Here is a 13578-nt window from a genome sequence, read left to right as displayed (position 1 = left end):
GCGCGCGGCGCTTATCCGGGCCGTCGCCTGGTGCTGGCGTTCCAGCCGCATCGCTACACCCGTACGCGCGACCTGTTTGAAGATTTCGTCAAGGTGCTGTCGTCGACCGACGTGCTGGTGCTGGCGGAAGTGTATGCGGCCGGCGAGCAGCCGATTGTCGCCGCCGACGGTCGTTCGCTGGCGCATGCATTGCGCGTGGCGGGCAAGGTCGAGCCGATCTTCGTCGAAGACATCGCCGATAAATGCGCGCGCGGTCGCGCGGCGTTTCTTAACCTGGGGCACAGCCGGTCCGCCGGTGAGTAAAGAACATGAAACATAGAGTCAAAAATATCCATTTCGTAGGCATTGGCGGATCCGGCATGAGCGGCATTGCCGAGGTCTTGCTGAATCTGGGCTACGGCGTGTCCGGCTCGGACCTGGGCAGCAACGCCGCCACGCAGCGCCTGGCGCAGCTGGGCGCGCGCATCCTCTACGGCCATGCGGCCGAGAACATTGAAAACGCCGACGCCATCGTCACCTCGACTGCGGTCAAGGGCGACAATCCGGAAGTGGTGGCGGCGCGCAAGAAACATATTCCCATCGTCCCGCGTGCGGTGATGCTGGGCGAACTGATGCGCCTGAAGGCGGGCATCGCGATTGCCGGCACGCACGGCAAGACCACCACCACCAGCCTGGTGGCGAGCGTGCTGGCGCAAGGCGGGCTCGATCCGACCTTCGTGATCGGCGGTCGCCTGACCAGCGCCGGCGCCAACGCCAAACTCGGCTCGGGCGACTTCATCGTGGCCGAGGCCGACGAGTCGGATGCCTCGTTCCTGAACCTGACGCCGGTGATCGAAGTCATCACGAACATCGATGCCGATCACATGGAAACCTATAACCATGATTTCGCCAAGCTCAAGCAGGCCTTCGTCGAGTTCACCCAGCGCCTGCCGTTCTACGGCGTCGCGGTGCTGTGCCTGGACGATCCGCATGTGCGTGAAATCATGCCGATGATTTCCAAGCCCATCCTGACCTACGGCTTCCATGAAGATGCCGACATCCGTGCCATCGACGCCAAGGCTGTCGACGGCAAGATGGAATTCACCGTGATCCAGGACGGCTATGCGCCAATGCAAGTGAGCCTGAATCAGCCCGGCATGCACAACGTGCAGAACGCCTGCGCCGCCATCGCCATCGCGCGCGAGCTGGACGTGGACGATGCCGCCACCCAGAAGGCGCTGACCGAATTCAACGGCGTGGGCCGCCGCTTCACCCGCTACGGCGAGGTGCCGCTGTGGGACGCCGAAGGCAAGCCGGCCGGTCACTTCACCCTGGTGGACGACTATGGCCATCACCCCGTGGAGACCGCCGCCACCATCGCCGCCGCCCGTGGCGCCTATCCGGGCCGTCGCCTGGTGCTGGCCTTCCAGCCGCATCGCTATACCCGCACCCGCGATCTGTTCGAAGACTTCGTCAAGGTCTTGTCCTCGCCCGATGTGCTGGTGCTGGCCGAGGTGTACTCCGCCGGCGAAGCGCCCATCGTGGCCGCCGATGGCCGTTCGCTGGCGCATGCGCTGCGCGCGGCGGGCAAGGTGGAGCCGGTGTTCGTGGACGATATCGGCGATATGCCTGAGACCATCCGCAATGTGGTGCGCGATGGCGACGTCGTCATGACCATGGGCGCGGGTTCGATCTCGGCGGTGCCGGGTCGTCTTACCGCCCAGGCCGATGTGAAGAATGAACAGGGGGCAGCATGATCAGCCAGGACCAGATCAAGGCCTTTGGCCGCGTCGGCGTGCTCTTCGGTGGCCGTTCGGCCGAGCGCGAAGTGTCGATGATGTCGGGCAACGGTGTCTTGCAGGCCTTGCGCAGCAAGGGCGTCGACGCGCATCCTTTCGATCCGGCCGAGCGCAGCCTGGCGGAATTGGCGGCGGAGAAATTCGACCGTGTGTTCATCGCGCTGCACGGCCGTTACGGCGAAGACGGCACGCTGCAAGGCGCGCTGGAGCAGCTCGGGATTCCTTACACCGGTCCCGGCGTGATGGCGTCCTCGATTGCGATGGACAAGGTCATGACCAAGCGCATCTGGATCGGTCACGACTTGCCGACGCCGCGCTTCATCGTGCTCGACAGCGCCTCCACGCCGCGCGAAGAATTGCGCCAGGTGCCGGACGTGCTCGGCTTGCCGCTGATGCTGAAGGCGCCGCATGAAGGTTCGACCATCGGCATCGCCAAGGTGGCCGGCTATTCGGACATGCAGGACGGCTTCAACCTGTGCGCGCAATACGACGCAGTGGTGCTGGCAGAAGAATTCGTCGCCGGCCGTGAACTGACCGTGCCGGTGATGGGCAAGGGCACGAGTGGGGACAACAAGGCCAAGGCCTTCCCGGTGATCGAGATCCGTGCGCCCGAAGGCAACTACGATTATCAGCACAAGTATTTCACCGACGACACCAAGTACCTGTGTCCGGCGCCGATCGACGAAGCGCTGACGCAGCGCGTGCAGGAGCTCGCGGTGAAGGCCTACAACGCGCTCGGTTGCCGCGGCTGGTCGCGCGTCGACTTCATGCTGCGCGCTTCGGACAACGAACCGTTCCTGCTGGAGATCAACACGTCGCCGGGCATGACCGGGCACTCGCTGGTGCCGATGTCGGCCCGCCAGGCTGGGATGACATATGAAGATTTGTGCTACGAAATTCTGAAATTCGCAGCGTTGGACCTGAAGCCGTCCGACGCGTGGAAATCACACGCGTCAAAAGACGCTGACGTTTCTGATAAGGGATAAGGCGTAACCATGTGGCAAGACGTCAAGATGCTCAACGCAACCACCAATGCCTTGCTGGCGCTGGTGGCGTTGGCATTGCTGGCGTCCGGACTGTGGTGGCTGGCGCAGCGGCCGATGTTTACGCTCAGGACGATACGCGTCGAAGGTGTGGCCGAAGAGCAGTTGCGTCGCGTGAACCCGCTGACGATACGCGCCAGCGCGGTGCCGCGCATCAAGGGTAATTTTTTTACCGCCGACCTCGATGCGGTGCGTGCAGCGTTCGAGTCGGTGCCGTGGGTGCGCAAGGCGATGGTGCGGCGCGAATGGCCGAACAAGCTGATCGTGACGCTGGAAGAACATCGCGCACTCGGCACCTGGGGCGACGACGGCCGTTTGCTGTCGGTCAAGGGCGATGTATTTACCGCCAATCTGGCGGAGGCGGAAGACGACGGCGATTTGCTGGAATTTGACGGACCGGTCGGCAGCGAGAAGGAAGTGGTGGCGCGCTTCGATCAGTTCCGCGACTGGTTCGCGCCGATCAAGCTGGAGCCGGAATCGGTGGCCCTGTCCAACCGCTATGCGTGGACCGTCAAGCTGGACAACGGTCTCACGGTGGAACTGGGGCGCGCCGAAAGCGACGCAACGCTGAAGGAAAGAATTGCCAGGCTGGTCTCGGTCTATCCGCAACTGGTGGATCGCCTGCAGGGGAAGAAGATTGAAAATGTCGACATGCGTTACCCGAACGGTCTGGCGCTGAAGGCGGATGGACTGGTACTGGCTGCATTGAACGGAAAGAAAAAATAAGCGGAACGATATGACAAAAGACGCAAAAAACCTGATCGTCGGTCTCGACATCGGCACCTCCAAGGTGGTGGCCGTGGTGGCGGAAGTATTGCAGGACGGACGCCACGAAGTGATCGGCCTGGGCCAGTCCGAATCCAAGGGATTGAAGAAGGGCGTGGTGGTCAACATCGAAGCCACGGTCGAATCGATCCAGCGCGCACTGGAAGAAGCCGAGCTGATGGCCGACTGCAAGATCCGCAATGTCTACACCGGCATCGCGGGCAGCCACATCCGCAGCTTCAATTCGAGCGGCATGGTGGCGATCAAGGACAAGGAAGTCAGCGCCGCGGACGTGTCGCGCGTGATCGAAACCGCCAAGGCCGTCAACATCCCGACCGACCAGCAATTGTTGCATACCGTACCGCAGGAATTCATCGTCGACAATCAAGAGGATGTGCGTGAACCAATCGGCATGAGCGGCATCCGACTCGAAGTGAAAGTGCACATCGTGACCGGTGCGGTGTCGGCGGTGCAGAACATTGTCAAGTGCGTGCGCCGTTGCGGCCTGGAAGTATCGGATCTGATTTTGCAGCCGATGGCTTCTGCCGATTCCGTGCTGACGCCGGATGAACGCGAACTGGGCGTGGTGCTGGTCGATATCGGCGGCGGCACCACCGACGTGGCGGTGTTTACCGAAGGTGCGATCCGTCACACCGCAGTGATTCCGATCGCCGGCGACCAGATCACCAACGACATCGCGATGGCCTTGCGCACGCCGACGCTGGAAGCGGAAGAAATCAAGCTGCGCTACGGCGTGGCCAAGCAGATCCTGGCGGATCCGAGCGAAACGCTGGAAGTGCCGGGACTGGGCGATCGCAATCCGCGCACCTTGTCGCGCCAGGCGCTGGCGGCGGTGATCGAGCCGCGTGTGGAAGAGTTGTTTGCATTGGTGCATCAGGTGGTGCGCGAGTCGGGTTACGAAGAGGTGCTGTCGTCGGGCATCGTCCTCACCGGCGGCTCCGCGATGATGCCGGGAATGATTGAGCTGGCGGAGGATATCTTCCTCAAGCCGGCCCGCCTGGGGACGCCGGAATACAGCGGCCAGTTGGCCGACGTGGTGCGCAGTCCACGATATTCCACCGTATTGGGGTTGTTGTTGGAAGCGAAAAAGCAGTATCTGCGCGGGTACATCGTGACCCGCCAGGAAGGTTCGGTAAAGGCAATCTGGCAACGTATGAAGGAATGGTTTTTAGGCAATTTTTAAGCAGTCGCACGATTCAATTTTCAATTTGGTTTTTAGTTATTCAGTCTTCGGATCAGCAACACGCAGTTCTCAGTTGCTAGTCGTCACACCGCGTGATGCCTATCAACTGCAAGCTGCACATACATATATTTAAGGAGTCATCATGGAAATAGATATGCTCGACAACGCTACTCTCGGCACGATCATCAAGGTCGTGGGCGTGGGTGGTGCAGGTGGCAACGCGGTGCAGCACATGATCAACAAGGGCGTGTCCGGCGTTGAGTTCATTGCGGCAAACACAGATGCGCAAGCATTGAAAATGTCGAAGGCCGACAATGTCATCCAGATCGGTGAAACCGGCCTGGGCGCTGGCATGCAGCCTGACGTCGGCCGCCGTCTGGCCGAGGAAACCCGTGCCCGCATCGAGGATTCGCTGCGCGGCGCGCACATGGTCTTCATCGCAGCCGGCATGGGCGGCGGCACCGGCACGGGCGCTGCTCCCGTGGTGGCGCAGGTGGCCAAGTCGCTGGGTGCACTGACCGTGGCGGTGGTCTCCAAGCCGTTCTCGTACGAAGGACAGAAGTGCATGGACATCGCCGACCAGGGTCTGGAAGAGCTGGGGCAGCATGTCGATTCACTGATCATCATCCTCAACGAAAAGCTCGAAGAGATCTACGAAGACGACAGCATGATCGAATGGCTGGGCCATGCAGACGACGTGCTGAACAACGCCGTTGCCGGTATTGCCGAAATCATCAACGTGCCTGGTCACATCAACGTCGACTTCAACGATGTCAAGACCATCATGGGCGAGCAGGGCAAGGCCATGATGGGTACGGCCACCGCTTCCGGCGTCGACCGCGCCCGCGTGGCGGCGGAGCAGGCAGTGGCATCGCCGCTGCTCGACGGTATCGACCTGTCCGGCGCGCGGGGGGCGCTGCGCCGGTGGTGGCCGAAGTCGCCAAGTCGCTGGGTGCGCTGACGGTTGCCGTGGTCTCCAAGCCGTTCTCGTACGAAGGACAGAAGTGCATGGACATCGCCGACCAGGGTCTGGAAGAGCTGGGGCAGCATGTCGATTCACTGATCATCATCCTCAACGAAAAGCTCGAAGAGATCTACGAAGACGACAGCATGATCGAATGGCTGGGCCATGCAGACGACGTGCTGAACAACGCCGTTGCCGGTATTGCCGAAATCATCAACGTGCCTGGTCACATCAACGTCGACTTCAACGATGTCAAGACCATCATGGGCGAGCAGGGCAAGGCCATGATGGGTACGGCCACCGCTTCCGGCGTCGACCGCGCCCGCGTGGCGGCGGAGCAGGCAGTGGCATCGCCGCTGCTCGACGGTATCGACCGCGCGCGCGCGCGCGTGCTGGTCAACGTGACCGCCAGCCGCAACCTGAAGGGCAAGGAAATCAAGGAAGTCATGGCGACCGTGCGTGCCTTCGCCGCTCCCGATGCATCGATCGCGCAAGGTATCGCGTACGACGACGGCATGGGCGACGACATCCGCGTGACTGTCGTGGCAACCGGTCTGGGCCGCAACCGCAAGTCGGTGCAACTGGTGCAGACGCCGATGCTGCGCACCGGCACGCACAATGAACCGATGATGGCCGGCACCGGCACGATGAACAATGCCAACGGCGGCGCGCAAACCGGCGCAGCTTTCGGCGGCATGAAGGCGCCGGCGGTATGGCGTCGCGAGTCGGCTTCCGACACTGTGCGCGCGTTGGAAAAGAATGGCATGGAAACCTATGACATTCCGGCTTTCCTGCGCAAGCAAGCGGACTAAGCAGCATCCGGCGTCGGTCGCGGCACGTTTCGGCGGGCAGCAACCGACGTTGTAAACAGGCATACTATCGCCTGCGCGCCGCGCCTTCGAGCGCGGCGTTTTTTTGCCTGTGTTCCATGGCATTCCCCTATTCCCGAATTACTCACAAGAAGGAAATCATCATGACCATCAAAGTTGGCGATCGCCTGCCGGAAGGCTCCCTGGCTGAATTCATCGAGACTGAAACCGAAGGCTGCTCGCTCGGCCCGAACACGTTCAAGGTGTCCGACCTGGTCAAGGGCAAGAAAATCGCGCTGTTCGCGCTGCCCGGCGCCTTCACGCCGACCTGTTCGGCCAAGCATGTGCCGGGCTACATCCAGCACGCGGCAGAGTTCAAGGCCAAGGGCGTTGATGAAATCTGGTGCATTTCGGTCAACGATGCGTTCGTGATGGGCGCTTGGGGGCGTGAACAGAAAGCCGCCGGCACCGTGCGCATGCTGGCTGACGGCAGCGCCACCCTGACCAAGGCGCTGGGTCTGGAATTCGACCTGACCGAAAAGGGCATGGGCGTACGCTCGCAGCGCTACTCGATGCTGGTGGAAGACGGCGTGGTCAAGCAACTGAACCTGGAAGCGCCAGGCAAGTTCGAAGTGTCGAATGCCGAGACGCTGCTGGGCCAGCTGGGCTGACCTGCAGCTCGCAGCAATTTGAGTGGAAAAGGCGCGGAAGGCGGTCTGTAAAAGGCTGTTTCCGCGCCTTTTTACGTTTTTTTTGCACTGCGGAACTTTTTTGCAACAGTGCGCAAGCCGGCAGCAGGCCGGATGGCATCTTGGCTATAATGTCGGGATGTTAAAACAGCGCACCATCAAGAATCTCGTCCAGACCGTCGGCGTCGGTTTGCATTCCGGCACCAAGGTCGAACTGACCCTGCGACCGGCGGCGGTCGACACCGGCATCATCTTCCGTCGGGTCGATCTCGATCCTGTCGTGGAGTTTCCCGCGTCGGCCACCGGCGTGGGCGATACGCGCATGGCGTCGGTGCTGTCGAAGGACGGTGCGCGCGTTTCGACGGTTGAACATCTGTTGTCGGCCTGCGCCGGCCTCGGCATCGACAATCTGTACATCGACCTGACCGCCGAAGAAATCCCGATCATGGACGGTTCGGCGTCGTCGTTCGTTTTCCTGCTGCAGCAAGCGGGCTTGCAGGAGCAGAACGCCGCCAAGAAATTCATTCGCGTGAAGAAGCCCGTGGAAGTGCGCGAGGGCGAAGGCGCCAAGGAGAAGTGGGCGCGCCTGGAGCCGTATAACGGCTTCAAGCTCAAGTTCTTCATCGAGTTCAACCATCCCGCAGTGGACGGCACCGGTCAGACTGCCGAAGTCGATTTCGCCATCGAGTCCTACGTCAAGGAAATCGCCCGTGCGCGCACTTTCGGTTTCATGCAGGATGTGGAGACCTTGCGCGGCATGGGACTGGCGCGCGGCGGCTCGTTCGAGAACGCGATCGTTATGGACGAATACCGCATCCTCAATGCCGACGGCTTGCGTTACGAGAATGAATTCGTGCGTCACAAGATACTCGACGCCATCGGCGATCTGTACCTGATCGGTCATCCGCTGCTGGCCAGCTACAACGCCCACAAGTCCGGCCACGGTATGAACAACCAGTTGTTGCGCGCCTTGCTGGATCAGCCGGATGCGTATGACATCGTGACGTTCGACACGCTGGAATCTGCGCCGCAGACCTATGTCATGCAGGCCAAGCAGGAGTGGGCGCTTAACTAAGTAACTAAGTAAGCGTTCAGCCCTGGGCCATCCCGGTATCCCACCACCCCGCCGCCGTTCTTTCGCCAGAGCAAGAACAAGGCCGGGTTTCTTTCGGTTTTCTTCCTATTTGACGCCGGTGTTGCGGCGTACCATGTTCGCCAGTGCCGCCTTCAATGTCTGATTCTGCGGCGAGTCTTCGAGCGCGTCATTGAGCTCGGCGAATGACGACACCGCCAGGCTCGGCAGAATCAACTGCCGCGCGGCGTCGGCGGCACCACGTAATTCTTGCCAACTTGTACTTTGATGCGGATTGCATTAACCTGCCATCCATCCTGGACCAGGCGTTCTTGCAACTTCGGCAACTGTTGCTTGAGCTTGGTCGCAAGCGCGGCATTGGGCATGCTCAGCACCAACTGGCCGCCTTCGAAATTCATGACGTCGCACGATTTGAAAATAGCCGGCAGAATCGCTGCACAACTTTTTTGCAGCGACGCCATGCGGGTAATGGCTGGCATCAGGGTCGCCATTGCATTATCGGCCCGCAAGAAATCTGTCGCGTCCCGCGGTCTGCGCCGCAATTGCGCAGCCGACGGACCACGGCGATAAGGGGTAAATGTGGAGGGATACTTCATCTTTAAACCTTATCACATCTCCCCGCGCGCGGAGGAGGGACAAGGGAGTAAAGATGCAAATTATTCTGCTGCACCCGCGCCTCACGCGTGCCCGGTCGGTCACGCTGACTTCCAGGCATGTGGTGGCGGTGCTGTTGTTCCTGATGGTGAGCATTGCGGCCTCGGCTGCGGGCCTGTCGTATCTGGTGCTGCGCCACGCCTCCGACGGCGACAGTTCGCCGATGCTGCACAAGCTGATGGTCTCGATGACGCAGCAGGAAGAAGACCGCAAGGACAAATACCTCAAGGAAAATCTCGCCGTGATGGCGGTCAAGCTCGGTGAAATGCAAGCCCAGCTGATGCGTCTCGACGCGCTCGGCGAACGCGTGCAAGGCCTGGCCGGCGTGCGTCCGGAAGAATTCAACTTCAAGGACAAGCCGGGTCGCGGCGGCGTCGAGACGTCGTCCATCGGCGGCCCCGGACGCGAGCTCAGCATGAGCGAGCTGCAAAAAATGCTGGACGCCTTGTCGGTCGATGTCGGCCATCGTGGCGATTACATGAATGCGGTGGAGTCCACGCTGATGGGCGACAAGATCAAGTCGCGCCTGCTGCCGACCAATCCGCCGGTCAACGTCGCCTACAATTCGTCCAGCTTCGGCTGGCGCCTTGATCCGTTTACCGGGCATAACGCGTTTCACGAAGGTCTGGATTTCCCGGCCTCGACCGGCACGCCCATCGTCGCCGCCGCGGCCGGCGTGGTGATCGCAGCGGAATACCATTACCAGTTCGGCAACATGCTGGAAATCGACCACGGCAACGACATCATCACGCGTTACGCGCACGCCTCGCAGCTGTTCGCGAAGGTGGGCGACATCGTCAAGCGCGGCCAGCACGTGGCCGACATCGGGACCACCGGCCGCTCCACCGGACCGCACCTGCATTTTGAAGTGCGCATCCGCGGCGTGGCGCAGGATCCGCGCAAGTTCCTCGCCCTCGGCAGCCCCGGCGGCGGTCCCAAAGCGGCGCCGGTGTTCGTGGCCGGGCGCTGACCGGGCCTTGCTCCGTCAGGCATATTGAATCTTTGCGCCCCAGCCCAATCTATTGACAGTATTCAAGCGCGCATGCGTCCGGCGCGCTACAAGTATTGCAACATGGAAAATTAGTTGATCGCCATTGGCGGCGAAGCTTCACAGGCGTGTCTGTACCCGGCGGGAACACTGTCCCTGGGCGCTTGCATGCTAAAATCCAAGGTTTATTGGCCTCATTCCGGTTCCGTGCGGGCAAAACTGCCGCGCAGAGTCATTTTTCGGCGCTTTTTTAGAATCCAAGCATGTCATTACTGACCCAGATTTTCGGTAGCCGCAATCAGCGGTTGCTCAAACAATATCAAAAAATTGTCCGTCAAATCAATGCGCTCGAAGCGGACATCGAGAAACTGTCGGATGCCGAGCTGCAAGCCAAGACGCCGGAGTTCAAGCAGCGTGTGGCCGATGGAACCAAGCTCGACGATATCCTGCCGGAAGCTTTCGCGGTCTGCCGCGAGGCCAGCAAGCGCGTCCTCAAGATGCGTCACTTCGACGTTCAACTGGTCGGCGGCATGGTGCTGCACTTCGGCAAGATCGCCGAAATGCGCACCGGTGAAGGCAAGACCCTGATGGCGACGCTGCCGGCGTACCTGAACGCCTTGTCGGGCAAGGGCGTGCACGTGGTGACCGTCAACGATTACCTGGCGCAACGCGATGCCGAATGGATGGGCAAGCTGTACGGCTGGCTCGGTTTGTCGACCGGCGTCAATTTGTCGCAGATGGAACACGACCTCAAGCAGGGCGCGTACGCTTCCGACATCACCTACGGCACCAACAACGAATTCGGTTTCGACTACCTGCGCGACAACATGGTGTTCGATGCGACCGATCGTGTACAGCGTGGCCTGAATTTCGCAATCGTCGATGAAGTCGACTCGATCCTGATCGACGAAGCGCGCACCCCGCTGATCATTTCCGGCCAGGCTGAAAACCATACCGATCTGTACCACAAGATCAATGGCGTGCCGCCGCTGCTGACGCTGCAGATCGGCGAAGAAACTCCGGACGGCAAGGGCAAGGTTGAAGTCCCGGGCGATTACACCAAGGACGAAAAGGGCCATCAGGTCCTGCTGACCGAAGCCGGCCACGAGCGCGCCGAACAAATCCTGACCAGCATGGGCCTGCTGCCGGAAGGCGCTTCGCTGTACGACGCCTCCAACATCTCGCTGGTGCATCACCTGTACGCCGCCTTGCGCGCTCACACGCTGTATCACAAGGATCAGCAATACGTGGTGCAGAACGGCGAAGTCGTGATCGTCGATGAATTCACCGGCCGCCTGATGACGGGGCGCCGCTGGTCCGACGGCTTGCATCAGGCTGTTGAAGCCAAGGAAGGCGTCAAAATCCAGAACGAGAACCAGACGCTGGCCTCGATCACCTTCCAGAACTATTTCCGCATGTACGGCAAGCTGTCCGGCATGACCGGCACCGCCGACACCGAAGCCTACGAATTCCAGGAAATCTACAATCTGGAAACCGTGGTGATTCCGCCCAACCGTCCAAGCGCCCGCAAGGATCGCCAGGATCAGGTCTACAAGACATCGCAAGAGAAGTACATGGCGATGGTCAAGGACATCCAGGATTGCTACGAGCGCGGCCAGCCGGTATTGGTCGGCACCACCTCGATCGAAAACTCCGAGCTGCTGTCGGGCATCCTGAACCAGTCCAAGCTGCCGCATAACGTCCTCAACGCCAAGCAACACGCGCGCGAAGCGGAAATCATCGCGCAGGCCGGACGTCCCAAGATGATCACCATCGCTACCAACATGGCTGGTCGCGGTACCGACATCGTGCTGGGCGGCAACGTCGAAAATCAGATCAAGATCATTGACGCCGATGCATCCCTGTCGGATGCCGACAAGGCGGCGCAAGCGCAAAAACTGCGCGACGAATGGCAGTCGCTGCACGACCACGTGGTCAGTGCGGGCGGTTTGCACATCATCGGGACCGAACGTCACGAATCGCGTCGCGTCGACAATCAGTTGCGCGGCCGTTCCGGTCGTCAGGGCGATCCGGGTTCTTCGCGTTTCTATCTGTCGCTGGACGACGCGCTGCTGCGCATCTTCGCCGGCGATCGCGTGCGCGCGATCATGGACCGCCTCAAGATGCCGGAAGGCGAACCGATCGAAGCCGGTATCGTTTCGCGCTCGATCGAATCGGCGCAACGCAAGGTGGAAGCGCGCAACTTCGACATCCGCAAGCAATTGCTGGAATACGATGACGTCGCCAACGACCAGCGCAAGGTGATCTACCAACAGCGTAACGAGTTGCTGGAAGCCGCCGAAATGGAAGAAATGATCACTTCGCTGCGCGAAGGCGTGTTCACCGAAGCGTTCCGCACCCACGTGCCGGAAGAGTCGGTCGAAGAGCAATGGGACATCCCGGCGCTGGAAGCTGCCCTGAGCAACGAATGGCAACTGGCCGTGCCGCTCACGGCCATCCTGGAAGCCGAGCCGAACCTGACCGACGAAGAGTTGCTCGAGCGCGTCCTGTCCGCCGCGGCGACGACGTACAAGGCCAAGGTCGACGTGGTCGGCGCTGAAGCGTTCAGCGGTTTCGAACGCAGCGTCATGCTGCAGAGCATCGACAGCCACTGGCGCGAGCATCTGGCGGCGCTGGATCATCTGCGCCAGGGTATCCATCTGCGCGGCTATGCGCAAAAGAATCCGAAACAGGAATACAAGCGCGAGGCGTTCGAGCTGTTCGCCCAGATGCTCGACCTGATCAAGAACGAAGTGATCAAGATCGTCATGACGGTGCGCATCGAAAGCCGTGAGGCCATCGAAGAAGCGGAAGAAAACCTGGCGCAATCGCACGTCGAAAACGTGCACTACCAGCACGCCGATTTCGACGCCAATGCGGCGCCGGAAGAGCTGTTGGCGCCGACCGCAAATGCCGCCTCCGACGACCAGAGCCAGCAACCCATGGTCAACGGTTTGCCGAAGGTCGGTCGCAACGATCCATGCCCATGCGGCAGCGGCAAGAAGTACAAGCAGTGCCACGGCAAGCTGGCTTAAGCAGGATAATTTCGCTGTAGCCGCCGCCGAGCCGCTCCCGATTTCGGAGCGGCTTTTCTTTTGTTCGCCGCGCCGTTAGCACAACAACGGCCGGTCCCGCGCGTGGACGACCTCGCTGCGAATTCAATCGATGGGGACGGCCCCGCAGCGTAAAGGATTGGCGATGGCCTGGATCATTCTGGTATTGGCGGGTTTGTTTGAAGTGGCGTGGGCGGTCGGGCTGAAGTACACCGACGGTTTCACGCGTTTGTTGCCGAGCGTGGCGACGCTGGCTGCGATGGCCGTCAGCGTCGGTCTGCTGGCGCTGGCGGTGAAGACTTTGCCGCTCAGCACCGCTTATGCAATCTGGACCGGCATCGGGGCCGTCGGCGCAGTCATCCTGGGTATCGTGCTGTTCCACGAATCGGCGTCGCCGGCGCGGCTGGCCTGTCTGGCGCTGATCATCGTCGGCATCATCGGTCTGAAAGTGGTCTCACCGGAATGACAACATGACAAAGAAAGCAGCAATGCGCTTTCCGACGACTTCGCTCCGCTTGCTCGCCGCCACGGCCGTGCT

11 protein-coding genes and 3 pseudogenes are annotated in these 13578 nt (G+C 60.9%); 12 read left to right on the top strand and 2 right to left on the bottom strand.

Going from position 1 to position 13578, the window contains the following annotated elements; translation table 11 throughout:
• The 9 genes and pseudogenes from HLUSI_RS0120460 to lpxC form a co-directional block, all read left to right on the top strand.
• A pseudogene (locus tag HLUSI_RS0120460) lies at positions 1–303 on the top strand (cyanophycin synthetase); the annotation flags it as partial.
• Between the two features lie 5 nt (positions 304–308).
• Complete coding sequence (gene murC, locus HLUSI_RS0120455; protein ID WP_029363821.1) at positions 309–1736, top strand: UDP-N-acetylmuramate--L-alanine ligase; 1428 nt, start codon at positions 309–311, stop codon at positions 1734–1736.
• Positions 1733–2764, top strand: coding sequence for a D-alanine--D-alanine ligase (locus HLUSI_RS0120450; RefSeq protein ID WP_016835719.1), 1032 nt, complete (start codon positions 1733–1735; stop codon positions 2762–2764). Before murC ends, HLUSI_RS0120450 begins: the two co-directional genes overlap by 4 nt.
• Before the next feature lie 9 nt (positions 2765–2773).
• Positions 2774–3547, top strand: coding sequence for a cell division protein FtsQ/DivIB (locus HLUSI_RS0120445; protein WP_016835718.1), 774 nt, complete (start codon positions 2774–2776; stop codon positions 3545–3547).
• A gap of 10 nt (positions 3548–3557) precedes the next feature.
• On the top strand, positions 3558–4790 hold the full coding sequence (gene ftsA / locus HLUSI_RS0120440) for a cell division protein FtsA (protein ID WP_016835717.1): 1233 nt from the start codon (positions 3558–3560) through the stop codon (positions 4788–4790).
• 142 nt (positions 4791–4932) lie between these two features.
• Positions 4933–5709 (top strand): annotated as a pseudogene (ftsZ, locus tag HLUSI_RS29830) (cell division protein FtsZ); the annotation flags it as partial.
• Positions 5703–6566, top strand: a pseudogene (locus HLUSI_RS29825) (cell division protein FtsZ); the annotation flags it as partial. The pseudogenes ftsZ and HLUSI_RS29825, both read left to right, overlap by 7 nt.
• 161 nt (positions 6567–6727) lie before the next feature.
• On the top strand, positions 6728–7234 hold the full coding sequence (locus HLUSI_RS0120425) for a peroxiredoxin (RefSeq protein WP_016835716.1): 507 nt from the start codon (positions 6728–6730) through the stop codon (positions 7232–7234).
• Positions 7235–7391: 157 nt separating this feature from the next.
• A complete protein-coding gene (gene lpxC / locus HLUSI_RS0120420; RefSeq protein ID WP_016835715.1) occupies positions 7392–8327 on the top strand; it encodes a UDP-3-O-acyl-N-acetylglucosamine deacetylase in 936 nt (311 codons plus the stop codon).
• A 105-nt stretch (positions 8328–8432) separates the two neighbouring features.
• Here lpxC and HLUSI_RS34825 read toward each other — a convergent pair whose 3' ends face one another.
• Together HLUSI_RS34825 and HLUSI_RS34820 are read right to left on the bottom strand one after the other, a co-directional pair.
• A complete protein-coding gene (locus HLUSI_RS34825) occupies positions 8433–8561 on the bottom strand; it encodes a hypothetical protein (RefSeq protein WP_330987191.1) in 129 nt (42 codons plus the stop codon).
• A complete protein-coding gene (locus HLUSI_RS34820) occupies positions 8558–8824 on the bottom strand; it encodes a DciA family protein (RefSeq protein ID WP_330987190.1) in 267 nt (88 codons plus the stop codon). Before HLUSI_RS34820 ends, HLUSI_RS34825 begins: the two co-directional genes overlap by 4 nt.
• 170 nt (positions 8825–8994) lie before the next feature.
• Here HLUSI_RS34820 and HLUSI_RS0120410 point away from each other — a divergent pair, with 170 nt between their 5' ends.
• From HLUSI_RS0120410 to sugE, 3 genes are all read left to right on the top strand, one after another.
• Positions 8995–9969: a M23 family metallopeptidase gene (locus HLUSI_RS0120410; RefSeq protein WP_016835714.1), complete on the top strand. Its 975-nt coding sequence runs from the start codon at positions 8995–8997 to the stop codon at positions 9967–9969.
• Between the two features lie 281 nt (positions 9970–10250).
• Entirely contained in the window at positions 10251–13022 is a 2772-nt protein-coding gene (gene secA, locus HLUSI_RS0120405) for a preprotein translocase subunit SecA (protein WP_016835713.1), read from the top strand.
• Between the two features lie 163 nt (positions 13023–13185).
• On the top strand, positions 13186–13506 hold the full coding sequence (gene sugE, locus HLUSI_RS0120400; protein ID WP_029363820.1) for a quaternary ammonium compound efflux SMR transporter SugE: 321 nt from the start codon (positions 13186–13188) through the stop codon (positions 13504–13506).
• The last annotated feature ends 72 nt before the right edge of the window (positions 13507–13578 follow it).

The organism is Herbaspirillum lusitanum P6-12 (assembly GCF_000256565.1).
Lineage (GTDB): Bacteria > Pseudomonadota > Gammaproteobacteria > Burkholderiales > Burkholderiaceae_D > Herbaspirillum > Herbaspirillum lusitanum.
This window is presented reverse-complemented; position numbering and strand designations above follow the sequence as displayed.

Bases quoted from the DNA above. Each gene is read 5' to 3' on its own strand.
- murC (WP_029363821.1), top strand. From the start codon at position 309: ATGAAACATAGAGTCAAAAATATCCATTTCGTAGGCATTGGCGGATCC.
- HLUSI_RS0120450 (WP_016835719.1), top strand. From the start codon at position 1,733: ATGATCAGCCAGGACCAGATCAAGGCCTTTGGCCGCGTCGGCGTGCTC.
- HLUSI_RS0120445 (WP_016835718.1), top strand. From the start codon at position 2,774: ATGTGGCAAGACGTCAAGATGCTCAACGCAACCACCAATGCCTTGCTG.
- ftsA (WP_016835717.1), top strand. From the start codon at position 3,558: ATGACAAAAGACGCAAAAAACCTGATCGTCGGTCTCGACATCGGCACC.
- HLUSI_RS0120425 (WP_016835716.1), top strand. From the start codon at position 6,728: ATGACCATCAAAGTTGGCGATCGCCTGCCGGAAGGCTCCCTGGCTGAA.
- lpxC (WP_016835715.1), top strand. From the start codon at position 7,392: ATGTTAAAACAGCGCACCATCAAGAATCTCGTCCAGACCGTCGGCGTC.
- HLUSI_RS34820 (WP_330987190.1), bottom strand. From the start codon at position 8,824: ATGCCAGCCATTACCCGCATGGCGTCGCTGCAAAAAAGTTGTGCAGCG.
- HLUSI_RS0120410 (WP_016835714.1), top strand. From the start codon at position 8,995: ATGCAAATTATTCTGCTGCACCCGCGCCTCACGCGTGCCCGGTCGGTC.
- secA (WP_016835713.1), top strand. From the start codon at position 10,251: ATGTCATTACTGACCCAGATTTTCGGTAGCCGCAATCAGCGGTTGCTC.
- sugE (WP_029363820.1), top strand. From the start codon at position 13,186: ATGGCCTGGATCATTCTGGTATTGGCGGGTTTGTTTGAAGTGGCGTGG.